This is a genomic window from Paenibacillus dendritiformis, assembly GCF_021654795.1.
GTDB lineage: Bacteria > Bacillota > Bacilli > Paenibacillales > Paenibacillaceae > Paenibacillus_B.
Window position 1 is genome coordinate 4,900,292 of record NZ_AP025344.1, and the last position, 21,790, is coordinate 4,922,081.

General features: G+C 55.6%; 20 protein-coding genes. 1 reads left to right on the forward strand and 19 read right to left on the reverse strand.

What is annotated here, in order from left to right; all coding sequences use genetic code 11:
- The first annotated feature begins 101 nt into the window (after positions 1-101).
- Positions 102-1,586, forward strand: a complete 1,485-nt coding sequence (locus L6439_RS21745) for a hypothetical protein (RefSeq protein ID WP_237096587.1) — start codon at positions 102-104, stop codon at positions 1,584-1,586.
- Between the two features lie 65 nt (positions 1,587-1,651).
- On the opposite strand, the gene L6439_RS21750 is transcribed toward L6439_RS21745, so the two are convergent.
- The 19 genes from L6439_RS21750 to L6439_RS21840 form a co-directional block, all read right to left on the reverse strand.
- A complete protein-coding gene (locus L6439_RS21750) occupies positions 1,652-2,407 on the reverse strand; it encodes a hypothetical protein (protein ID WP_213469267.1) in 756 nt (251 codons plus the stop codon).
- A gap of 1 nt (position 2,408) precedes the next feature.
- Positions 2,409-3,011 carry a hypothetical protein gene (locus L6439_RS21755; protein WP_213469268.1) on the reverse strand — a complete coding sequence of 201 codons (603 nt, stop codon included), beginning with the start codon at positions 3,009-3,011 and terminating at the stop codon, positions 2,409-2,411.
- The gene (pilM, locus tag L6439_RS21760; RefSeq protein WP_213469269.1) at positions 3,008-4,168 is read right to left on the reverse strand and encodes a type IV pilus biogenesis protein PilM; all 1,161 of its coding nucleotides are present in this window, start codon (positions 4,166-4,168) and stop codon (positions 3,008-3,010) included. Before pilM ends, L6439_RS21755 begins: the two co-directional genes overlap by 4 nt.
- Positions 4,169-4,179: 11 nt before the next feature.
- Positions 4,180-4,947, reverse strand: a complete 768-nt coding sequence (locus L6439_RS21765; RefSeq protein WP_213469270.1) for a prepilin peptidase — start codon at positions 4,945-4,947, stop codon at positions 4,180-4,182.
- Positions 4,948-5,244: 297 nt separating this feature from the next.
- Positions 5,245-5,505: a hypothetical protein gene (locus tag L6439_RS21770; protein ID WP_213469271.1), complete on the reverse strand. Its 261-nt coding sequence runs from the start codon at positions 5,503-5,505 to the stop codon at positions 5,245-5,247.
- Positions 5,506-5,870: 365 nt separating this feature from the next.
- Positions 5,871-7,223 (reverse strand): transposase, encoded by a 1,353-nt coding sequence (locus L6439_RS21775; protein WP_213471782.1) that lies wholly within the window; start codon positions 7,221-7,223, stop codon positions 5,871-5,873.
- 113 nt (positions 7,224-7,336) lie between these two features.
- Entirely contained in the window at positions 7,337-7,630 is a 294-nt protein-coding gene (locus tag L6439_RS21780; protein WP_237096588.1) for a prepilin-type N-terminal cleavage/methylation domain-containing protein, read from the reverse strand.
- 92 nt (positions 7,631-7,722) lie between these two features.
- On the reverse strand, positions 7,723-8,934 hold the full coding sequence (locus L6439_RS21785) for a type II secretion system F family protein (RefSeq protein ID WP_213470743.1): 1,212 nt from the start codon (positions 8,932-8,934) through the stop codon (positions 7,723-7,725).
- 36 nt (positions 8,935-8,970) lie between these two features.
- A complete protein-coding gene (locus tag L6439_RS21790; RefSeq protein WP_168178615.1) occupies positions 8,971-10,059 on the reverse strand; it encodes a type IV pilus twitching motility protein PilT in 1,089 nt (362 codons plus the stop codon).
- Positions 10,056-11,756 carry a GspE/PulE family protein gene (locus L6439_RS21795; RefSeq protein ID WP_213470745.1) on the reverse strand — a complete coding sequence of 567 codons (1,701 nt, stop codon included), beginning with the start codon at positions 11,754-11,756 and terminating at the stop codon, positions 10,056-10,058. Before L6439_RS21795 ends, L6439_RS21790 begins: the two co-directional genes overlap by 4 nt.
- A 489-nt stretch (positions 11,757-12,245) precedes the next feature.
- Positions 12,246-13,163, reverse strand: coding sequence for an N-acetylglucosamine kinase (locus tag L6439_RS21800; RefSeq protein WP_168178617.1), 918 nt, complete (start codon positions 13,161-13,163; stop codon positions 12,246-12,248).
- Positions 13,164-13,247: 84 nt separating this feature from the next.
- Positions 13,248-14,390: an exo-beta-N-acetylmuramidase NamZ family protein gene (locus L6439_RS21805; protein WP_168178618.1), complete on the reverse strand. Its 1,143-nt coding sequence runs from the start codon at positions 14,388-14,390 to the stop codon at positions 13,248-13,250.
- 31 nt (positions 14,391-14,421) lie between these two features.
- A complete protein-coding gene (locus tag L6439_RS21810) occupies positions 14,422-15,126 on the reverse strand; it encodes a PIG-L deacetylase family protein (RefSeq protein WP_168178619.1) in 705 nt (234 codons plus the stop codon).
- Positions 15,126-15,944: a GNAT family N-acetyltransferase gene (locus L6439_RS21815; RefSeq protein ID WP_306434368.1), complete on the reverse strand. Its 819-nt coding sequence runs from the start codon at positions 15,942-15,944 to the stop codon at positions 15,126-15,128. Before L6439_RS21815 ends, L6439_RS21810 begins: the two co-directional genes overlap by 1 nt.
- A 168-nt stretch (positions 15,945-16,112) precedes the next feature.
- On the reverse strand, positions 16,113-16,973 hold the full coding sequence (locus L6439_RS21820) for a carbohydrate ABC transporter permease (protein ID WP_168178620.1): 861 nt from the start codon (positions 16,971-16,973) through the stop codon (positions 16,113-16,115).
- Between the two features lie 21 nt (positions 16,974-16,994).
- The gene (locus tag L6439_RS21825) at positions 16,995-17,897 is read right to left on the reverse strand and encodes a carbohydrate ABC transporter permease (RefSeq protein WP_168178621.1); all 903 of its coding nucleotides are present in this window, start codon (positions 17,895-17,897) and stop codon (positions 16,995-16,997) included.
- A gap of 88 nt (positions 17,898-17,985) precedes the next feature.
- Positions 17,986-19,416, reverse strand: coding sequence for an ABC transporter substrate-binding protein (locus tag L6439_RS21830; protein WP_168178622.1), 1,431 nt, complete (start codon positions 19,414-19,416; stop codon positions 17,986-17,988).
- A gap of 31 nt (positions 19,417-19,447) precedes the next feature.
- Positions 19,448-20,362, reverse strand: a complete 915-nt coding sequence (gene murQ, locus L6439_RS21835) for an N-acetylmuramic acid 6-phosphate etherase (protein ID WP_168178623.1) — start codon at positions 20,360-20,362, stop codon at positions 19,448-19,450.
- A gap of 188 nt (positions 20,363-20,550) precedes the next feature.
- Complete coding sequence (locus L6439_RS21840) at positions 20,551-21,411, reverse strand: MurR/RpiR family transcriptional regulator (RefSeq protein ID WP_168178640.1); 861 nt, start codon at positions 21,409-21,411, stop codon at positions 20,551-20,553.
- Between the last annotated feature and the right edge of the window lie 379 nt (positions 21,412-21,790).

The window sequence follows — 21,790 nt, forward strand, 5'->3', positions numbered from 1 at the left end:
TCCATATCCCGGCTGCGGCGAACCCTTGCGCGGCTGCATAGCTGCTCCGTCTTCCCTCTCAAGCGAGGGGGTGCATTTTATACAAGAAAGGGCCTGATATCGTGAATCGGTTGCATTCTTGCTTACGCATCCTGCGCCAGGAACAAGGCAGCGCCATGATGATCGTCTTCGTCTGCATGACACTGTTGTTCCTTGCGATCCCGCTTCTGCTGCAGACCGTCGGCGCCAGCGTCGCGCAGCAGCATCTCATCTCGGAGCAGCGCATCGCGCAGGAGCTGACGATCGGCAACATGGAAGGATATATTGCCTACTTGAATAAGTACAGGAAGAGCATGAGCGGAGTCTCTGTCTCCCCGGCTCAGTACCGCGAGGCCTATGCAGGCATGGGAGACAAGACCGTGCAGACCGGCAGCGGCTGGTCGACCTCCGTCCATTTCCAGACATTTCAGCCAAGGTCCGATGAGGAATTTGAAGTAAAATCCGATCGCTTCTACATCCGGAGCGCGGCTTCGCTGCAGAAGGGGAAAAAAGAAATTGTGTATTCCTTCCTCCAAAAGCCGCGCTTCGGCGAGACGCAAGTCTCCCCCGATCCGAATGAGCGGGATTGCATGCTGGATCGGATATTGCTGGAGGGCAGATTCTGGGATCAACATGACAGGGATCGGGAACCGCCGCTCGTTCTGCCTAACGGCTCCGGCATCGCAGATATTACCATCAGCAAGCACGATAATTTGCAAGGGCCGATCGGCATCTATCTTGAAGAGAAGAGAAGCGAAGCCGCGGCCACAACGAAGCCCCCGGCTGATTATGGATGTGAAGAATGCAGGAACGACCTGTCCCAAGCGGATAAGTTGGCCAATGTGCCCGATCGGACGATCGATATCGGGTCGGTCACGGATCGGACGCCGCCTCGCGGCCGCATTACGATCGGGGCCCGGGAGCGGAACTTGAATCTGGTTGGAACGAGTCTGACCTTTGATTCCTATGTCAACACAGAAATCTACGGGAACCTGCATGTCTCCTCGCTGACGCTTCACAATGGGGGGCATCTCAACATACACGGCGATCTCATTATCGACGGTTCGCTGACCGTCAGTGACTGGAAAGACGGCGACGGACTCCGCACCATCATTCAAGCGAAGCGCATCATCGTCAAAAACAGACTCGAGGTCAACGACAATGCCGAGGTGTTGGCAGGGGAGCTGCTCTATGCCGACACGATGACGACGGCCGGCAACGCGACGGTCGGCGGAGACCGCATCGTCGTACGGGGAGACTTGACGGTGAACAACAAGATCTTTACGAATGAGAAGCTGACGCGCGACCTTATCGCAGGCAGCTTGCATCTCCAGGGCAACAATGCGTTCACCGTAAGCGGGGATATCCTGATCCAGCATGATCTGAAAGGAAATAACAACACTTCCCTGGAATTCGGCGGCTTGCTGGCGGTCGGAGGGAATATGCGGCTCGAAGGAAGCAATAACCGGCTCCGGCCGAGTCTGGACGGGGAGCAATCCTCCGGCATTATCATTGACGGAGGGATCTGTGTCGGCATTCCCGACTGGGAGCCGCGCCGCGAGCGGTAATCGCAATAGGATAGCCGGAGGCGGGATGCCTCCGGCTCCTGTGCGTATATGGAGCAGACTCTCACTCAGCCCGAGGCCCAAGCCTCAGAGCCGGGGGCGGCGTACACATGAATGATCACCTGCAGGTTGAAGACGCTTCCGCCGCCTTGGCGGGACTCGTCAGTGGCGTATGAATGCTGAATTGCCCAATTTTCCAGCCGATGGAGCCTCTCCTGGCGCTGCAGGCTGGACAGCCAGGACAGCCAGTCGTTGTACTCTCCGGCCCCATCCAGCTCATAAATCCACGCTTCCAAGGCCGGCGCAGCCTGTCCTTGCCGGGGCGTCTCTGCCTGACCCTCGCTTGGCGCCTCGCCGTATGAGGCGGATCCGTCTTCTCCCGCAGCCTGCTGCTCGCTGTTAGACGGGATAGTTGCCGCGGCACCCCCGCCGACCGCTTCGGCTTGCTCCCCGGCCGCAGGCAGCAGCCGCCGCTCGACGAAGCGAAGCTTCTTGACATTAATCCGATTGTCGCGGGATAACATTCGGAGCTGCTGCAGCCAACCGCTCTCGTCATGAACAGGGGGAACGAGGCGATGCCACTTGGCCCAATCCTGCGCGGTAACTCGCATCGGGTCAGGCTGGCTGCGAATCGCCGCTAGCCGCCTCTCCAGCATCTCTACATCCTCGAACTCCGTAAGCTGCGCGCGGGCTTCCCGGGCAGGAAGCCACGCCAGCAGGAAAAAGGCCAGCAGCCCGAGGCACCCGGCAATCCACACCAGCCACAAGGCCGCTTTTTTCTTCCGCAGCGAAGATGCCGCTCTCTTCCGTGTCATATCCGCCATCTCACTTCGCCGCCTCCTTCACGACCCGCGGTTCCAGGATGATGAGGTAGTCCACTTCCAACAGCGGCTCTCCGGCCGGGAGCGGCTCCGTATCGCCGGACCATTGCTGGAACCGCACCTCCTTCACGCCGTCCATGGCCTGCAAGCGGGCCTCATATGCGGCGGCGTCATCCGCGTTGCTCGTAACGAAGGACAGATGAATCAGGTCTGCCGAGCTATCGGCTTCGACAGACGCACGCTTCCAGCGCAACGTCTCCGGCAGCCCTTCCGTCCACCGCCGCCACATGCTTTCCCAGTCCCGCCGCTCTTCCCGCAGCTGCCAAGACTCTCCCTCCAACTGCTGATAGATGAGGGTGGCGGCGGTCGGTTCCTTCTGCACTCTCGCTTCGGCAATCTCGCTTCTCAGCCGGCTCATCTCCGTCTCGATCCGCTCGGTCTCCGCGCGGTATTGCCATGTCGCGAACGCCAGGACCCCCGCCACTATCACGAACAGACCGGCACTCACTCCCGCATACAACGGGAAGCGCCGTTCCAGACGAGGGCGAACCGGCAGCAGATTGATACGTCCCGGGCGTCCGCCCGGCGCATGAGGAATCAAGTTCACGCTCTTCCCCCTCCCCCGCAGGCCAGACTAATGGGAACGGCGAACGGATATAACGGCGCTTCCAGCGAAGTCGCGAGCCCATCCGCCGCTTCCAGGATAAACGTTGGCATTTGCAGCATCCGCTCCAGGACGGGACAGATGTGCCCAAGTCCGTCGATATCCCCGCAGAGAAAGACGAACTGAATCGGCTCGCTGTCCTGCGGCGAGGAGTAGCGGTAGAAATCAACCAGCCGCTCCAGCTCCAGCGCCAATTCTTCGCATAGCGTTTCCCAGCCCTTTTCTGTCGGCCATGCGCCGCCCCTTGACGAATCTTCTCCCCGCTTGCGCGAGATCGAGTCTGACTTAATAGACACACTCCGGGTCAAGCGAAGCTGTCCCCGATGGAATAAGAAAATATCCGTATGTCTCGCATGAATACTGGCGGTGACGTATGTACAAGCCTCCTCGGCCAGCGAGATGAGCGGCAGCAGACGATCGACAGCCAACGGCTTGATGTCGAAGGCGCGCGGCTGCAAGGAGGCCCCCTCCAGCGCATCGCGGTACCGGATCATCTCCGCCCCCGGCACCGCCGCCAGCAGGACGTTGCTCCGCGCCCCCGGTTGCCCTTGCGCCGGTTCACGGTGCAGCGCTCCGCGCACCCTGCGGCCTACCCGTCTCCATAGCCCGTGTTCCTCCCGCTCCATCACCCTCCCGGCTGCCGCTTCGTCCTGGGCGTCATGGCGGAGCGGAGGCGTGCTCGCCGCTTCCTCTTCATCCGCCGTCCCGCCCGGCTCTGCCGCATACATGACGAAGTCGTAAATCGGATCGGAAAAAGGCAGCCGGGTCCGCAATTGAAGCTCCATGTCCAGCATTTTGCGGAGCTCGGCCCGCTCGGCGGAAGGGAGCTGATAATGGCGGATCAGCACGATAGAGCTCGGAATCCCGAAATACACCTCTCGGGATTGGAACCCGGCCTGCCGCCATAAATCGGCGACGGCGGCGGTCAGCAGCCCGGGCTGCACGACCCGCCCTTCCTCCACGATGCCCGGCCCAAGCGGAACCCGCTCCGCCTGGGTCACTTCAATTCCTTCCGGCTGCTCGATTACCTCGGCGGCCTGCAGCCACGTATCGTTAATCTCCAGCCCTACTTTTCTCGAATGGTTCCTGCGCAGCTTCATGCGTTCTCCTCCTAGACTGTCACGAGATAGTGAAGCATGGCGTCCAGAGCTTCTTGCCCGTACCAATACGCCCACCAGGCGCCCACGGCGATGAACGGCGCAAACGGCAGGGAGCGGTCCTTGCGGAAGCCCGGCTTGAAGCAGAGCATCATGCAGCCATACAGCAGCCCGAACAGACTGGCCGCGAACAGCGACAACAGCGCCGGAGCCAGGCCGAGCACCAGTCCGATAAACAGATACAGCTTAATATCCCCTCCGCCCATTCCCCCCTTGCTGGCGATCGCAAGAAGGAACAACAGCCCGGAACAGGCGATCGCCGCGAGCGCATAATTCCACCAAGGCAGCGGATGGCTGAGGATGCGCAGCAGCAGGCCCAGGCCAATCCCCCAAGCAATTATGCGGTTCGGTATGATGCGCCAATCGATATCGGTGATGACCACCGCGATCAAGACCGCGCTCAGCAGCGCGCCCGCCAAGGCTTCGGCGCTCCACGGCATGCGCCAGGCGGCGACGGCGAAGGCGGTGCCCGTAAGCAGCTCCACCGCCGGATAGCGCGCGCGGATCGGATTGCCGCAGAAGCGGCAGCGGCCGCGCAGCAGAACATAGCTGACGACCGGAATCAGATCGTACGGCCGCACCCGCTCCCCGCAATCCGGGCAGCGCGAAGGCGGAGCGACGACCGACTCTCCGCGGGGCACCCGGTAAGCGACCACATTGAGGAAGCTGCCGATGCAGAGCCCGAACAGCGCGAAGCTGCCCACCCACAAGCCCAATTCCATCCTCATCCCTCCTCTAAGGAAAAGGTAACTCTTGCGAGTTACCTTAAGACTGTCAACAATGGTTTTAGCGAGATAGGCCCCCATACACACGGTGTCATTCATCAATTCCCTGATAGCGGTCGAATTCCATTCCGTGAGAATCAATTCCTTCATCATTCAGTCGCGGCGAGCGGATGGCGATGATCCGCTCGGGCCCGAAGCCGCTCCGAAACGCCCTTCAAGGTCCGATTGGTTCAGTTCGCAACTACCTCGCTTTCTTCCATCGTTCCCGCCCAGAATGGCCGCAGCTCCGGTCATCTACTCCACTATAGCTGCAGTAGCTCCCGCCACTCTAGTCATCTGCTCTCCAATACTGCAAAAATGCAGCAATTTCATTGAGACGAGGATGCGAAAATAGGATTGCTGCAAAAATACAGCAATTTCCCTGCGGCAAGGCATAAATCGAATCCAAAATGGCGAAATAATGTAATTTTGCAGGATTTCCTCAATATTTAGCCTCTTGAGGTTAAAAATGCTGCGCCTGTGCAGCATTTTCACGCGGGGAACCGCTTGCTTCATGCGCGGACCAACTTGCCCGAACCTAACCTGTTCGGCTTCCCCGGCCCCGCCCATCCTAAAAATAAACTAGTGACGGGACTTTTTCGAGAGTCTGAGGCAGCTCTTGCGAGTTACCTTTTGGGTGTATAGAAATGATTTAGGGCGTTAGGGTGTGGCTGATTCTGCAGCGGGTGTATACCAGCCTTTAAAATCAACTAGTAATTTCTTGCTTCCTTTTTCAAAACTTACATAAACCTCAGTAAGTGTCTTTTTCTTAGAATTTACAGGTCTATCTTTTATATATCCTTTACTAATGGAATCAATTTCATAATGCATAATTACAAAACTGTAGATTAACCGAATTAAAGTATTTCCTTTTTTGAAAATTATGCAGCTTGCTCTTGGAATTGACGATTTAAACGATCACATGCTAATTTTATACAATTGTAAACCAAAGTAACCAAGTTAAAATGAACCTTAGCTTTTTGACCCGTTCGGTGTCTCACATTGTTCAATTGGAAGAATTCCTTCAAGTAAGCATTCACTCTTTCGACTGCAGAACGTCTCTTAGCGATTTCTTTCCAATGCTTTGAGCCTCTGGCCGGGGCGGTATATTTTCTAAGATCAGTTGTTATCTTCATTTTATAGACTTTCTGGCAAAGTGAATCATGCGCCAATGGACAGCTTTCGCATTCTTTCGGTCGAACATATTTGAGTGTTCCATATTTTGAATCGTAGCTGTCATAACGATAAGAATGCTCCCTTACACAGGTTGGGGCGAAGTGTTCGTCAAATCCGTCGTGTTCTGGTTCTCGGCGACGGTTATACGCAATTACAGCATGTGCCTCTGCTTCTCGAACTTGCTTGTATATAGGTTCATAATCGTATCCAGCATCCATGGTTGCGTACTTGAAACTGAAATTCGGATGCTGTGAAGCAACCCCTTTTAGGAGTGGAATGGCCGCTTTACCGTCATTCAAGCTTCCGGAAGAGAGCAAGGCTCCGAGGATATACTGACTCTGCGTTCCAATGGCAAGATGACCTTTATAGCCATACCAAAAGACATTTTTTCCATCACTATTTTTCTTGACTCCCCACTGCGGATCAAGAGGCATTTGATCTCGCAAAACATGGAATGATTCATTTAATTGAGCGGCAATTTCTTTTTCGAAGATTGGTTTTTGTTCCTCTTCTTCTTGCTTTTGTTTGAGCCAAGCTTCACGTTCGGCTTTTGTTTTTCGCCCACGCTTTTTTGGCTCAGGTTTTTCCTTTTCTTGCTTCGCAGGTGCCTGATCCCGAGCTTCGATATGGGTCGCATCGATTGCAACCGTATCGTCTGTAATGAATCCTTCTGCCATGGCTTGTTCGAGTAACTGCTCTTGCATGTCCTCCAGTGCATGGCTTTGGCTCATCTTGCGCACCAACCGGGAATAGGAAGAGGCCGAAGGAATCGCTTCTGAAAGCATAAAGCCACAATCCATGCGGAATAAGATGTCATGTTGAAGTCTCTTTATTAAATCTTTAATCGTAGGAATACGTTCAACGATTCTAACAATCAAGGAATAGACCATCGCCCTATAATTCACTTCAATGGGGGCACCATAAAAAGATGTTTTCCTGACCAAACGCAAGATCGGAGTGATGTCGATTGTAGAAAAAATCTCACGAAAACGATCTTTTTGTTCCATCTCATAAAGCTCTTGCAGGGTAAATAAGCTCTCATGTCGAATATAGGGCATAGGGAGTTCGCCTCATCTCTTTGGGTATTGTGTGGATACTTTACTTATTCGAGATTTGGGGAGGTACTCCTTTTTCTGTACCTTAAAAACCCAGTCATAGCAAGACTTTCGATTTATGAAATTGATTCAATGAGTATATCGATAGGAATTTGTTTGGGGGTTTCATTAATCACCGCGTTTTCATCATTTGGATTCTCCAAAATATAACGCTGCACCGCATCCGTAATAATTCTCGCCGATGCTGCATCCGACGTCTCCTTCGCCTTATCGAACTGCCCGACAATCACCACCGCCGCGATCGCAATAATAATCCCCAGGATGACGATGACCGCCAGCAGCTCGATGAGCGTCATCCCCTTCTCGTTCCGTGCTGCCTTCAGCCGTTCTTGTGCCCATGCCATACTCATGATTTTCGTTTCCCCTTTCATGAATACAATGATTTATGTTTTACTTCCGTAAAACCAATAGTTAGGACGGCGCTCCGGTCCGCACGACCGGATCAGCGCAGATTGTCCATCAGCTTGAAGGACGGGAGCATGACGGCCAAGACGATGAAGCCGACGATGACCGCCAAAATGACAATCATTAGCGGCTCCAGCATCGACTTCAGACGATCCGACAACGTCTCCACATCCCGCTCGTAGAAGTCGGCCACCTTTTCCATCATCTCGTCCAGATTCCCGGTCCGTTCGCCGACGCCCATCATCTGCACCAGCATCGGCGGAAACCAGGCATGCTCCTCGAATGTATCCGACAGCGTCCGGCCGCTCTTGACGTCCTCCCGGGCGGCGCGGATGATGCGCCCGTACACCTCGTTGCCGGTGACGCGCGCGGCGATCGTCAGCGTATCGACGATCGGAATGGCCGCGCTGAAGAGAGAAGCGAACGTGCGGGTGAAGCGGGCCAGCGCCTGCTTCTGCTGGAGCTTCCCCAAGATCGGAAAGCGCAGCTTCGCTTTGTCCCATGGATACTGAAGGCGCGGCAGCTTCAGCAAGACCATGCACGCGAACGGAAGCAGGACAAGCCCCGGAATGACGAGGTAGCTGTACTGGACCATGAAGCCGCTTACAGACATGACGACGCGGGTCGGCAGCGGCAGTTCAATGTCCATCGAAGTGAAGCTCAGCACCAGCTTCGGAATCACGAATATCATCAAGACGGTGACGACAACGACCGTCATGACCAGCATAATGATCGGGTAGATCATCGCGGACTTCACTTTTTCCCGCGTCTGATGCTCCTTTTCATAAAAGACCGCCAGCCGCTCCAGCATCTCGTCCAGCTTCCCCGAGGCTTCCCCGGCCTTCACCATATTGACGAACATCTGGCTGAATACGCCGGGTGTCCGCTCCGCGGCCTGGGATAAGGAAGTGCCGGATTCGAGATCGTCGAGCACCTGGTGCAGCACCTCGCCGAATGACTTATTGTCGGTCTGTCCCGCCAGCACGCGAATCGACTCCGCGAGCGGGATGCCGGCGCGCGCCATCGTGGCGAGCTGGCGGCAAAACACGGTCATCTCCCCGACCTTTACACGCGGGCCGCCAAGCGCAATCTCGCGATGAAGCCAGTGGCTCTTGCGATCCTCCAGCTTCGTAACCCACCAATTCCTCGCCTGCAATTGCTCGGCCGCCTGCTTCTTCGTTGCCGCCTTCACGACACCGCGCCGGCGGGCGCCGTATTCATCCACCGCTTTGAATTGAAAGGTCGCCAACGCCTACAACCTCTTTTCCCCGTTAATATAATCGCTTTAATTCACCCTGCGATGGGAAGCGCCGTGAGAGAGGGACGGCCCCTCCACCACGATATCGGAATGCGCCTGGGCTTGATCATAATCAATGAGCCCGTTCATGGCCGCATCGGCAAATGCCTGAGCGAAGGTAACCATCCCTTCCGCCCGGCTGGTCAGCATAATTCCCGGCAATTGATACGTTCGGCCCGCGCGGATCGAATGCGCCACCGAAGGAATATTGACCAGCACTTCAAATATGCCGGCCATTCCCTTCTCAAACCGCCTTCGCACGAGACGCTGCGCCACGACGCCGACCAGCACCGACGCGAGCTGGGTGCGGATATGCTGCTGCATCTCGCCGGGGAAGCTGTCAATGAGCCGGTCGATGGACAGCGCCGCATTGGAGGTATGCAAGGTGCCAAGCACGAGATGCCCGGTCTCCGCGGCGGCAAGCGCCGTCGAGATCGTGTCATTGTCCCTCATCTCGCCGATGACGATCACGTCGGGATCTTGCCGCAGCGCGGCGCGCAAGCCGTCGAAGAAGGTCGGCGTATCGATACCGATCTCCCGCTGATGCACCAAGGCCTTCTCAGAGGGATGCAGCTTCTCCACCGGGTCCTCCAGCGTCACGATATGAATCGGCTTCGTCCGGTTCAACTCATGCACGAACGCGCCCAGCGTCGTGGACTTCCCGCTCCCTGTCGGTCCGACGACAAGAATCAGCCCTTGCTTCTGCTGAATAAGCTGCCTCGTCACCTCCGGCAGTCCCAGCGAAGCGATGGTGGCCGGCTTGCCGACGATAATCCTCGCCGCCAGGCAGGGAGCGCCTCGCATCCGGTATACATGCAGACGCACCCGCACGGTCTCGCTATGCTGCACGGCCGCGTCCACATCGCCGCGGGCAACGAACTGCTCCCATTGCGGCAGCGACAACAGGTCCTCGCACAGCTCCATAATCTCCGAAGCCGTAAGCTTGCGGCTCATCATCGGCTGCAATTCGCCGAGCACGCGCATCATCGGCGGCATCCCGGACGACAGATGGACGTCCGACGCTTCCATACTCACGGCCAGCGCTACCCACCTCGACCAATCCTCTACAGCACTCATGGGACAACCGCACTCCTTTCCTTCCGATCTTCCTCTTCCGGAGTCGCGACGCGGAGCACCTCGCTGATCGTAGTCAAGCCTTCCGCCGCCTTGCGCAGTCCGTCTTCGAAGAGCGTAGCGAAGTTCTGAGCGGCAGCCGCGGCCCGGTATTCGCTGTCCGGACGCTTGTTCATCGTCAGCAGCCGCAGCTCGTCATCCATCGTCAGAACCTCGTGAATGGCGAGCCTTCCCCGGAAGCCGGTCCGCCCGCAGGCCTCGCATCCGGCTCCGCGGCGCAGTCCGTCCAGCGGCAGCCGGTAGCGCTCCAGCCACATGCGCTCCTCTATGGCCGGTTCGAAGGGCTGCGCGCATTGCGTGCATACCCTCCGAACCAGACGCTGACCAGCGACACAGAGCAGGGAAGAGGAGACAAGGTACGGCTCCACTCCCATATCCATCAGGCGCGTCATCGCATTGACCGCGCTGTTCGTATGCAGCGTGCTCAGCACGAGGTGGCCGGTCATCGCCGCCCGGACGGCAATCTCGGCCGTCTCCAGATCGCGGATTTCCCCGACCATAATAATATTCGGGTCCTGACGCAGCATCGCCCGCAGCCCGCGGGCAAAGGTCATGCCAATCGCCGCGTTCACCTGCACCTGATTGATGGCCGGCAGTTGGTATTCCACTGGATCTTCAATCGTCATCACATTGATGCCTTCATGATAGAGCTGAGAGAGAGCGGCATATAAAGTCGTAGACTTGCCGCTTCCGGTCGGCCCGGTCAGCAGGATGATGCCGTAGGTCGATTGGATGGCCCGCTGGAATTGGGCCAGGTTATGCGGAGTGAAGCCAAGCTGATCCAGCCCGCTGATGCCATGATGCTGATTCAGCAGCCGCATGACGACCTTCTCGCCATGGATCGTCGGCAGCGTGGAGACCCGGACATCCCATTGCTCATGAGCATGCAGCCATTCGAAGCGGCCGTCCTGGGGCAGGCGGCGCTCGGTCAGATTCAGATTGGCCAATATTTTGATCCGTGCCACAATCACACTCTGCATATGCTTCGGAAGCGTGCGCTCGGTGCGCAGCACCCCGTCTACCCGATAGCGAATCGCCAGCTCCTCCCCCTGGGGGTCGAGATGAATATCGCTGGCCCGCACCGTCACGGCCTGCGTAATCAACTGATTGACGGTCTTGACGACGGGAGATTGTTCATCCTCAAGCTGGGCCGACAGCGTCTCTTCCTCATACTGCTGGAGATGCTGCAGCATCTCGTCCACGGATTCCTGCATGCCGTAATACCGGCGTATCATGCGGCCCAGCTCTTCGCGGGTGGCAATCACCGGCTCAATCCGGTACCCCGTGGCCAGCCTCAATTCTTCGAGCGCGTAGTAATCCAGCGGATCTTCCATCGCCACGATCAGCTTCGAATCCTCAATACGCAAGGGAAGCACCCGGTACTGCTCGGCAAGCCGCTGCGAGATGAGATCGATGATCTCCTGTTCGATAGGATGCCGGTACAGTTGAACATGCGGGATCCCCAGCTGGTAATCCAGCACCTGGATCAATTGCTCTTCCGTAATGAGACCTTCGGACAGCAGGACATCGCCGAGGCGTCCTTTTTGCTTCGCTTGAACCGCCAATGCATGCTGGAGCTGTCCGGGGGTGATGAGACCGACCTCGACCATCAATTCTCCGATTCGCTTGCGCTGCTTCATGAGTCCACCCCATCTCGAATCGCGACGGCAATCCCGTCCCGAAAATATGTAGAAGTGCATGAAAAACGCGGTTAAAACCACATTCTTTAAAAATCCCGCTCTTTAAAAAAGAACGCAAGATTCGATGCCAAGCCGCTCCCTGCTTGGGTTTCATCGATTTTAGATATTTAAAATTTTAGCGTTTAAACTATTTCTAAGGATATGTAACCACAGGCTATCATGACTGTCAATATATCCCATACGTCTTATTCTCCAAAATCTGAGCGTTACCGTTAACAAAGTCGAAAACGTTCACAATTCTGTAAATTTAGGCTCGATTGTTCGTTTTTTCGACACAAACCAACGGAACCATCCCTTCCTCTCAAAGACGCTCCCTCTCTAAAGCTTGCATGGTCAGCCGCTTCCCGAGAACGCAAAAAAGAGCGCGAAATGCCTTCCGCATTCGCACTCTTCTGTAGGCGTGCCCCCGTTCCGTACATTTCTTCCGCTTCATCCCGCGGCCAGCTTCCCTAATGCCAGCAGCACCGCGCCATAGGCCGCATCCTTCTCTGCGGCGATGCATCGCATCCCGGGGTACCGCTCTCCGAGCAAAGCGGTCAAGCGGTTCCGAATCTCGCTGTTCTTCAGCAGCACGCTGCCGGCCATCGCCACCGTTCCCGCGTGCAGACCCAGCTTCTCCGCGACCGGGACGACGAGCTCGCACAGAGAGCGGGCGGACTTGTCCGCGATGGAGAGCGCCGTCTTGTCCCCAAGCGCGCAGGCCTGCGACAAAATCGGGGCCAGGGCCGCGATATCTTTTTTGTTCGTGCGCTGATCATACACGAAGCGGATAAGCTGCTGAACCGAATCCAGCTGCAGCTGCCGATACACCATCCCCGCAATGGGCGTTGCGGGAATGCGGCCGTCATGCGCGCGCACGACCGCCGACAGCAGCTCGCGGCCAATGCTGTAGCCGCTGCCTTCATCATCGATCAGATGGCCGCAGCCGCCGGCGCGATGGGATAGGCCCGCTTCATTTTGGCCGTAGCAGATCGAGCCCGTTCCCGCGATAAGGATGACGCCGACGGCCTTGCCGTGCGCGCCGCACAGCGCCGTTTCTTGATCGCCCGTAATGGTCAAGCCGCCTTCATATCCGGATTCGCGAATGCTCGCTTCCAGGCGGGGAATGACGGTCGGATTGCTGACCCCAGCCGCGCCGATACAGACCTGCACGCAACGATCCAGCCCTCCGCATACCCTCGCAATCGTCGCGAAAATCTCCCGCAGGCTGCTTCGCACGCTCGCCTCGTCCTGTCCGTTGTAATTGATCGCCCCGGACGTGAACGTATGCACTGCCTTCCCCTTCATATCCGCAATAGTGACGGCCGTCTTCGTGCCCCCGCCGTCCACCCCTGCCACATAGTTCAATGTAAGCTCACATCCTTCTTCTGCCCTAAGCTGCGCACAGGCCTGCGAACGGTGCGCATTTCCGGCAAGCTGCGGCCGTTCCCCCTACGGGTATAAATGATACTGCCGCTTCATGTCCGCAAAGTCCCGGCTTTCTTCCCGGAACCGTTCCAGCATCGCCGGAACGTCCGCCGGCTCCGCGCGGTAGATGCTATCCCCGCCTAACAGATCAATGAACGGCCGCGAATTTTCCTTCACCGGAGGCAAAAAGGAAAACTGCTCATAATTCCGCTTGATGGCGTACAACAGTTGAACGCCCGTTTCCAGCGGCCGCAGCGCGCGGCGATCGAGCACATGAAGCTGCACCCCGCCGCATTGCTCCTCCCGGAACTTCGAGAACGAAGGCTTGAAATAGACCGGACGGAAGACGACGCCCGGCAGCTTCATCCGGTTCATCTCCCCGGCCAGCTTCTCCGCTTCGATGAACGGCGCGCCGATAATCTCGAACGGAGCCGTCGTGCCTCTCCCTTCCGAAATGTTGGTCCCTTCGAACAGACACGTCCCCGCATACAGCAATGCCGAGTCGAACCGCGGCAGCCCCAGGGACGGCATCACCCACGGAAGCCCGGCGTCAGGGAACTGCATCGTCCGATCCCAGCCTTCGCAGCGCACGATATGCAGCCGACCGTTCCACTTCATCTGCTCGTTCGCCATTGCCGCCACCTCGCCTGCCGTCAGGCCGTAGCGGACGCAGAGCGGATAATTCCCGACGAAGGAGCGATAGCCCGGCTTCAATAGATTCCCTTCCGCCGTCACGCCGTCGAGCGGATTGATCCGGTCCAGCACGACGAACTCCTTGCCCGCCTTCGCGCAATCCTCCAGGGCGTACAGCATCGTGTAAATGAAGGTGTAATACCGGACCCCGACATCCTGAATATCGTACACGACCATATCGACTTCATCCAGCATCTCCCGGCTCAAGCGCTTGGAGTCTTTGCGGTACAAGCTGTAGACGGGCACCTGCGTATACGGGTCCACATACGTCTCCACCTGGGCCCCCGCCGCCTGATCGCCGCGCACGCCATGCTCCGGCGAGAACAGCGCGGCCAGATTGAATTTCTCGTGCAAAACCTGAATCGTCGAGACGAAGTCCTTCGTCAAGCCGGTCGGCGCTGTAATGAGCCCGATGCGCTTTCCTTGGAACAGATGCGCATACTCCTCGATACAATCAACCCCGTTGCGGATCATAGCAGCCTCCTCTTCATGCGCGCATCCGCCCTTACAATTCAGACTGGCGCAGGCGCATGCTTTCTTCCGGAATCATGAACGTTTCCGCGTACTCCTTCCTTGCCTCGATGCCGCGTACCCGAGCCAGATGCTTATAGTACTCCAGGTAAGGGAACGAGGCGCTTCCTGTCACGAACCAATGCAGCGACACCGCCTTCACCCACAAATCATAAGCCTCCTGCGAAAAATCGACATACACGTAAGGCTTGTAATCCACCGCGTCCTCCCAGTTCTCCGCATAATAGAGCTTGGAAGCGAAAAACGCGGGCAGCTCCCGCTGGAACGACGGCAAGCCGGCGAAGAAGCGCGCGTCATTGACAATGCGGTGCGTCGTCATATGATCCTTGTGCATGCTGTTCTTGAAATGCGTAATGATAATATTCGGGCGCACCCGGCGGATGACATCGCATACCTTGAGGCGATTCTCTTCATTGTCCTGCAGCTCGCCGTCCGGCGTATCGAACACGATCGCCTCGCCGCCCAGCATCTCGGCGAACGCCTTCGCCTCATTCACCTTCTGCTCGCGGTACTCCGCCATATCTCTGCCTGCCGGGACCCCGCGCTCCCCCGCGGTCAGCGCCAAGGTGACGATGCGATCTCCCTTCAACGAATGGCTGGCCAAGACGCCGCCCGCGGTCAGCTCCATATCCCCCACATGACCGCCAATAGCCAGAATCGTCATCTTTTGCTCGTTCATTAGACAAGCTCCTTTCTCATGACAGCGAAATGTTTGACCGTGCGAAAGCCCGCCTTCTCATAAATGCGAAGCGCCGGATTCGCGCTTCCGGTGTAGAGCGACATATACTCCGTTCCGATGCTTCGGAACGCCTCGCACAGCTTGAAAAACAACACCGTTCCCAAGCCATGCCCTTCATGCTCGGGATGAACGCCGATGCCCGCGAAATAGCCGCGCCCGTTCTCCTGGCGAATGACCGGGCCCGCGAAGCCGGCGGCCTTCCCCTCATGCGCAGCGACGACGAACGGCACGCCGTCCGCAGCCGCCCGGCCGATCTCCCGCTCCCAGAGCGGATTGCTCAATCCCCGCAGCATCTCCTCCAGGCCGCTATGCAGACCCGGATCGAACAATTCGACCGTATAGCCTTCGGAGGCGGCCCGCTCCTCCTTGGCCCGGATGTCTTCCGGGATGGCGAACCCGGCGAGCGGCATATACATGGCGCATTCGATCGCGCGCTCGATATACCCTTGCCGCAGCAAAAATTGATGAAGCGCGCTTCCGGCCGGCACGCCAGGCGCATTGTTATGCTCATGCTTCGGCGTATCCGGGATATACCAGGGCAGCATCATCGGATTGAAGAACAAGACGTCCGCCTGCTTCTTCCCCAACGCTTGAAAGCGGCGCTCCACCGCCTTCAGCATCACCTTATAGTTCTCCTCGCTGCCGCGATCGCGGGACAGGACGATGCAGGTAATATAGCCGGAAGCCTCCCCGAGAGGCAGATCCTGGCCCGTGCAGCCGCACGCGAATCCGATGACCCGGCCCGCCTCCAGCAGCACAAACGCATTTTCCGGGTCGAAGTAAGGATTCGATCAAAAGATAGCTTCAAAGCTCGCTTCTGTCAGCTCCTTGTACCCGTCTCTTACGGCTTCTTCATTCCATAGCGCAATCGCATCGCCGCTATACTTCCGGTCCCAGGTTACGAGCATCATAAGCAACACCTCCCATTAACCTTTGACCGCGCCTACCGTTACTCCCTTCAAGAAATACTTCTGCAAGCTGAAGAAGAGAATGAACATCGGCAGCGCGGAGATCGTAGCGCCCGCCATCATCGGCGCAAAGTAGGTCGTGTTGGCGAAGCGGAAGTTCTTGAGTCCTACCTGAATCGTCTGCATATCCATCGTATTCGTGACCAGGAATGGCCAGAAGAAGGTGTTCCAGCTATCCATGAAGGTGAGAATCGCCATGACGGCCAAGACCGTTTTCGACAGCGGCAGGATGATCTTGAAATAGACCTGAAGCTGGTTGCAGCCCTCGATCTTCGCGCATTCCAGCACCTCGGTCGGAATGCTGCTCATGAATTGCTTCGCAAGGAAAATATTATATACCGTAACGAGACCAGGCATGATTAAGGCACTGTACGTATTTTGGATTTGAAAAATGTTGACGATCAAAATGTACAATGGCACTTGCGTTACCTGATACGGAATCATCATCGCTATTAACAGCAGGCTGAACAGCGCCGTTCTGCCCCTGAATTTAATTTTGGAGAAGGCGTATCCGGCCATGCTCGCAAAAAACACGTTCGACACCGTCACCACAATTGCCACAAACAAGGAATTTAACAGCCAGCGAAAGGAATGCTCATTATATTCGAAAAAGAACTTGTATGATTCGAGACTGAACTTGGTCGGAAAGAGCGAGTAGCTCATCGCACCGGCTTCGACAGGATCTCCGAAGGAAGAGATAATCATAAAATAGATAGGGAAGATCGTGGCCAAAGCAAAAAGCAAAAGTACGGTAATAATGACAGCATTTCTAATATATTTGACTGCCACCTTTCCATGATGTGAATGATAGAGTGACATTATCGGCTTCTCCCCTTCCCCTTAATATTCCACGTCTTTGCCCATAAATTTAAATTGAATGAACGAAATGAGCGCGATAATGGCGGCCAGCACCAAAGATTGCGCCGCGGCTTTGCCGAATTCAAAGTACTTAAACGCGTTGTTGAAAATAAGCAATCCAACCATCGTCGTTGAATTGTCCGGGCCGCCGCCCGTCATCAGATAGGCGTTCTGGAACACCTGGAAGGAACCGATAACACCGGTTACAAGCAAGAACAATGTCGTTGGCTTCAAAAAAGGAATGACGATATACCACAGCTTCTTCAGAAAAGAGGCCCCATCCAATTCCGCTGCCTCATAATAACTGTCGTCAATGCCGAGCAGCGCCGCCAAGTAAATAATAATGGCCGTGCCGTGGCTGGCCAGCCAGGACATCAGGACGAGAGAAAACATCGAAGTCGAGCTGGATCCGAGCCAGTTCAAATTGCCGATGCCGAACAGCCCAAGCAATTGGTTCAAAATCCCCGCTTCCATCGGATCGAAGATCCACAGCCATACGACGGACATCGCCACCCCGGACGCGACGGCCGGCAAATAGTACACGGCCTTGAACGTCGTCTGCAGCTTCTTATTCAACGGCAAAATAAGAATGGCCACGACAAAAGAGATAATCAAGGCCACGGGAACCGTCAACACCGTGTATACGGCCGTATTGACGATCGATTTCCAAAACAGCGGATCCTTGAAGGAATTGATATAATTATCAAAACCGATAAACGTAGAACCTAGCGGCTTATAATCCTGGAAGCTGATAATAAAGGCGCTGACAACCGGATAGGCCGTAAATACGGCGAACACAACCAGGGCTACGGCGATAAACGCATATCCCCAGCCCGAGTCTCCTCTAATTTTCCGCTTCTTCAGCGGCTTCGTTAATTGGGCCATAACGTGAAACCCCTTTCAATACGCAGTGATGCAATATTTTCGGATAGCCGCACGCGCTTCCCTGCGGCTATCCGAATGTCTGCTCTGTCTAGTCTTTGACAACCCCGTCTTCGCCGAATGCGGCGACGGCGGCCGATTTCACCGCATCATACATTTGTTCCGGCGAAATCTCGTTGGCAATCAAGGCCTGAAGCTTCGGAATAATCACTTCGTCCTCCAGCTTAATCGCCTTCGCGCCCAGGTCCGTCGGGATATCCGGACGCGCCGGCGTCGCTTGCTTGAGCAGCGTTTCTACAGCCTCTTTATTGAACTCGTTTCTTTCAATCGGCATGCTTTCGGCCGCTTTTCTTCCGGACTTCGTAATATGCGCGGCGAAGAGATCGTTGTTCGTCGTGGCCGCTACCTTGCCGCTGGCCAAGAAATAAGCCGCTTTGACGACATTGGCCTTATGTTCAGGCGTCGGCTCCTGCTTGCCGCGGAAGGTCACATATCCGTCAACCGCGACGCTTGCCTGCTGCTTCTCGCCCAGGAACGTAGGAACCGGCAAGACGATATAATCGACCGGGATGCTGCCTTTGACTTCACTGCCGTCTTTCTTCTCGATTTTTTCGTTATTCTGGTTCGCGTTATTTTCGAAAGTGGCCAGACCTTTGCCTGTAATCATCGTCTGACCGGTCAGGAACATATTCCAGCGTTTCCCCGCATCGACCGAGCTAAGCTCTTTCGGCATGGAACCGTCATCAATGAGCACGCGAATCGCTTTCAGCACTTCCAGGAAGTTTTTGCTCGTGTACGCATATTTCAGATCTTTATCGAACGCGGACGGCATGCCCGCATTTTTGAGCAGAATCGCCAAGTAGTCCTTGGACGCTACGCCCGCCGTGGCGAAGACGAAGCCGTAACGGGTCGTTTTGTCTCCATCCTTCACGACGCCTTTTTTCACGTCCTCACGGAATTGCTCGAACGTCCAGCCTTCCTTCTGCACCTTCTTCCAATCGATGCCCGCTTGCTCCAGGAACTCCCGGTTGCCCCCAAGCGCGTGAACCTCCATGTATGCCGGGAAGCCGTATAATCCGTCGCCGCTCTTCATATACTCCAATGGAATTTCATCGTAATCGGCAATCATCTCCGGCGTGGCAATATCGCTAATATCCATCAGCATGCCTTGCTGAATATATTTCGGAATTCCGGCCGAACCGATGAACGCGATATCCGGCGGGCTGCCCGCGTTCACTTGCGTATCCAGCTTCTGCGTCATGTCTTCCCAACTCGCCGGCTCGATCTTCAACGTCAGGTCCGGATACAACTCATTGAATTCCTTCTCCATTTGTTTGAAGTTATCTTGGAAATTGCCAGACACCGGCGGGAGCAACGCCGTTATCGTATCTTTTGCGCTGTTTTCACCGTTAGCGCCAGTACCTGGCGAATTCGCATCATTTTTCGAGCTTCCGCATGCCGTTAAAGAGGACAAAGCCAAGGTTAACGCCAAAATGGATGCCAATACACGCAATTTCCTCATTGATATAAGCCCCCTCAGGTTATCGAATGAATTAGACCACTTTTGTAAACATGCCGATCGCTTTCTTCAAGCTGCCCTCGCATTGTTCGAGCGCCTGCTCTGCCGCGGCCGCATCCAGACCGGTCTTAATCATCATGATGGCCAGCTTGCAGCTCATGGAAGCGCTTTCTAAATACGCGGCGGCGGTGTCCGCATCAACGCCCGTAGCCGCCTGTATAATGCGCACGGAGCGATCCCGCAGCTTGATGTTGCTCGCTTTCAGATCGACCATTAAGTTGTTATACGTCTTGCCCAGCTTCACCATCGTACAAGTAGTAAGCATATTCAGAACCAGCTTCTGTGCTGTACCCGCTTTCAATCGGGTCGATCCCATAATGACCTCCGGTCCTACCACGGGTGAAATGCAGATATCGCAGACGCCCTCAAGCAAGGACTGCTTGTTATTGACGACGCCGATGGTCGTCGCCCCGATCTCCCGCGCCTTCTTCAAGGCCGCGATGACAAAGCGCGCGCTTCCGCTCGCCGTAATGCCGACAACCGCATCCTTGCCGGTCACGCCGCAATTCTCGATTAATGCAACCCCCTCCTCCGCATTATCTTCATAGCCTTCTACGGCCCATCTCAGCGCAGTGTCTCCCCCGGCGATATGTCCTTGCACCAGCTCAGGGTCGGTTCCGAACGTGGGCGGACATTCCGACGCATCGAGGACGCCCATTCTCCCTGAAGATCCAGCACCGACGTAGAACATCCTTCCCCCATGTTTGAGCACTTGATGAAGTGAATTAACCGCTTTCACGATTTGCGGAATTTCGGCCGCCACCGCCTGCGGAACCTGAGCATCCTGCTCGTTCATGAGGCGGAGCATCTGCTCGGTCGTACACTCATCAATGGCCGCTGTCTCCGGATTGATCGCTTCCGTCGTTAGACCCGCTAGATACTCATCCATAGCCATCCTCCTATCCTGTGTGTGTAACTTGCTTATACTGCCATCTTAGCCCCAAAGACAACTATGGTCAACAGTTTTTGAAATAAAATTTTATTATAAAATAAATTGTTGTTGTTTTATTTTCTAGATTTCAACAAAAAAAGACATCGGACGCGAGCCGATGTCTGGCGGTCAAGCCGCTCCCAACCTTAACGATGCTTGCTGGCGAGTATGTTATGCGTCTTGGTCAAATATTTCTTCACATGCTTGTATTCCGCGCTGGCCACGCCGGCGAACAAAATATCGATCACCGTCAGCATGGCAATCCGCGAGCCCATGGCGCCGCTGCGGAACGTAATCTCGGGCGTCGAGATGCTCAGCACGATATGGGCGTTTTCCGCCAACGGGCTTTTCGTATACTTCGTAATCGCGATAATGCAGGCGCCGTTCTTTTTGGCGATATCCAGCGCATCGAGAATATCGGCCGTATGGCCGGAGTTCGAGATAAAAATCGCCACGTCGTTCTTCTCCAGCAGCGTTGCCGCGGTTAGCTGGCTGTGGCCGTCGGTGTACGCATGGCAAATCTTATTAATGCGCGAAAACTTCTGCTCCGCATCGATCCCGACCAGACCGGAAGCTCCGATGCCAAAAAACACGATCCGCCGGCTCGCCCTCAGCGCCTTTACCGCGCGCTCGACTTCTTTTCTATCAATCACGCAAAGCGTATCCTCGATAGACTTGCTGTTATTGCGGGAAATATTCGAGATGATCGTGTCCAGATCATCCCCGGGCTGAATATCCGTATACTGATCTTTTTGCTCATCCTCAATGGAACCAAGCGAGGCGGAAATACTGACAATAAAGCTGCGGTACCCGGAATAGCCCATCGTCTTGCAAAAACGAAGAACGGACGCGTCGCTCGTCTTCGTCAACTGCGCCAGATTCTTGATGGAGAGATGCGGAATCTCCTCCAGATTGTTCAGGACATACTCGGCGACAGTCCTTTCTACCGGCGTCAAGCTGTCCTTCATGTCGCGAATCTTAATTAAAATATTGTCGTGGATTGACATCACTTTTCCCTACTCATCTTTAAAATTTTATTTCAAAGTTTTGCTCCAATAATAAATTTTATTTTATACCCTGCCTCTGCGATTTGCAATACGAGAGCGCACATTCCACGAGGCCGATCTATCTTTGGCTGCTCTTATTGGCATTCTCCCATCCAGTCAGAATTGTCCTGTTCGCTCCTTAGCAGGACTCTCCCATCGGGTCAGAATGACCCTGCACGCTCCTTCTCAGCACTCTCCCATCCGGTCAGAATATCCGCGCATCCCTCTTAATTCATCATCTAATCCTAGAAATGGATTAGACCAGATGAAAATAATAGCTTCTGAGCCTTGGGGAGAATGCTCATAAGAGGCGCGCCCCCCCTATTCATTCAGCACAAGC

Coding starts and splice junctions, on each gene's coding strand:
- L6439_RS21750 (WP_213469267.1), bottom strand. CDS start 2,407: ATGGCGGATATGACACGGAAGAGAGCGGCATCTTCGCTGCGGAAGAAA.
- pilM (WP_213469269.1), bottom strand. CDS start 4,168: ATGAAGCTGCGCAGGAACCATTCGAGAAAAGTAGGGCTGGAGATTAAC.
- L6439_RS21765 (WP_213469270.1), bottom strand. CDS start 4,947: ATGGAATTGGGCTTGTGGGTGGGCAGCTTCGCGCTGTTCGGGCTCTGC.
- L6439_RS21770 (WP_213469271.1), bottom strand. CDS start 5,505: ATGAAGCAAGCGGTTCCCCGCGTGAAAATGCTGCACAGGCGCAGCATT.
- L6439_RS21775 (WP_213471782.1), bottom strand. CDS start 7,223: ATGCCCTATATTCGACATGAGAGCTTATTTACCCTGCAAGAGCTTTAT.
- L6439_RS21780 (WP_237096588.1), bottom strand. CDS start 7,630: ATGAGTATGGCATGGGCACAAGAACGGCTGAAGGCAGCACGGAACGAG.
- L6439_RS21790 (WP_168178615.1), bottom strand. CDS start 10,059: ATGAGTGCTGTAGAGGATTGGTCGAGGTGGGTAGCGCTGGCCGTGAGT.
- L6439_RS21795 (WP_213470745.1), bottom strand. CDS start 11,756: ATGAAGCAGCGCAAGCGAATCGGAGAATTGATGGTCGAGGTCGGTCTC.
- L6439_RS21805 (WP_168178618.1), bottom strand. CDS start 14,390: ATGATCCGCAACGGGGTTGATTGTATCGAGGAGTATGCGCATCTGTTC.
- L6439_RS21810 (WP_168178619.1), bottom strand. CDS start 15,126: ATGAACGAGCAAAAGATGACGATTCTGGCTATTGGCGGTCATGTGGGG.
- L6439_RS21820 (WP_168178620.1), bottom strand. CDS start 16,973: ATGTCACTCTATCATTCACATCATGGAAAGGTGGCAGTCAAATATATT.
- L6439_RS21825 (WP_168178621.1), bottom strand. CDS start 17,897: ATGGCCCAATTAACGAAGCCGCTGAAGAAGCGGAAAATTAGAGGAGAC.
- L6439_RS21830 (WP_168178622.1), bottom strand. CDS start 19,416: ATGAGGAAATTGCGTGTATTGGCATCCATTTTGGCGTTAACCTTGGCT.
- murQ (WP_168178623.1), bottom strand. CDS start 20,362: ATGGATGAGTATCTAGCGGGTCTAACGACGGAAGCGATCAATCCGGAG.
- L6439_RS21840 (WP_168178640.1), bottom strand. CDS start 21,411: ATGTCAATCCACGACAATATTTTAATTAAGATTCGCGACATGAAGGAC.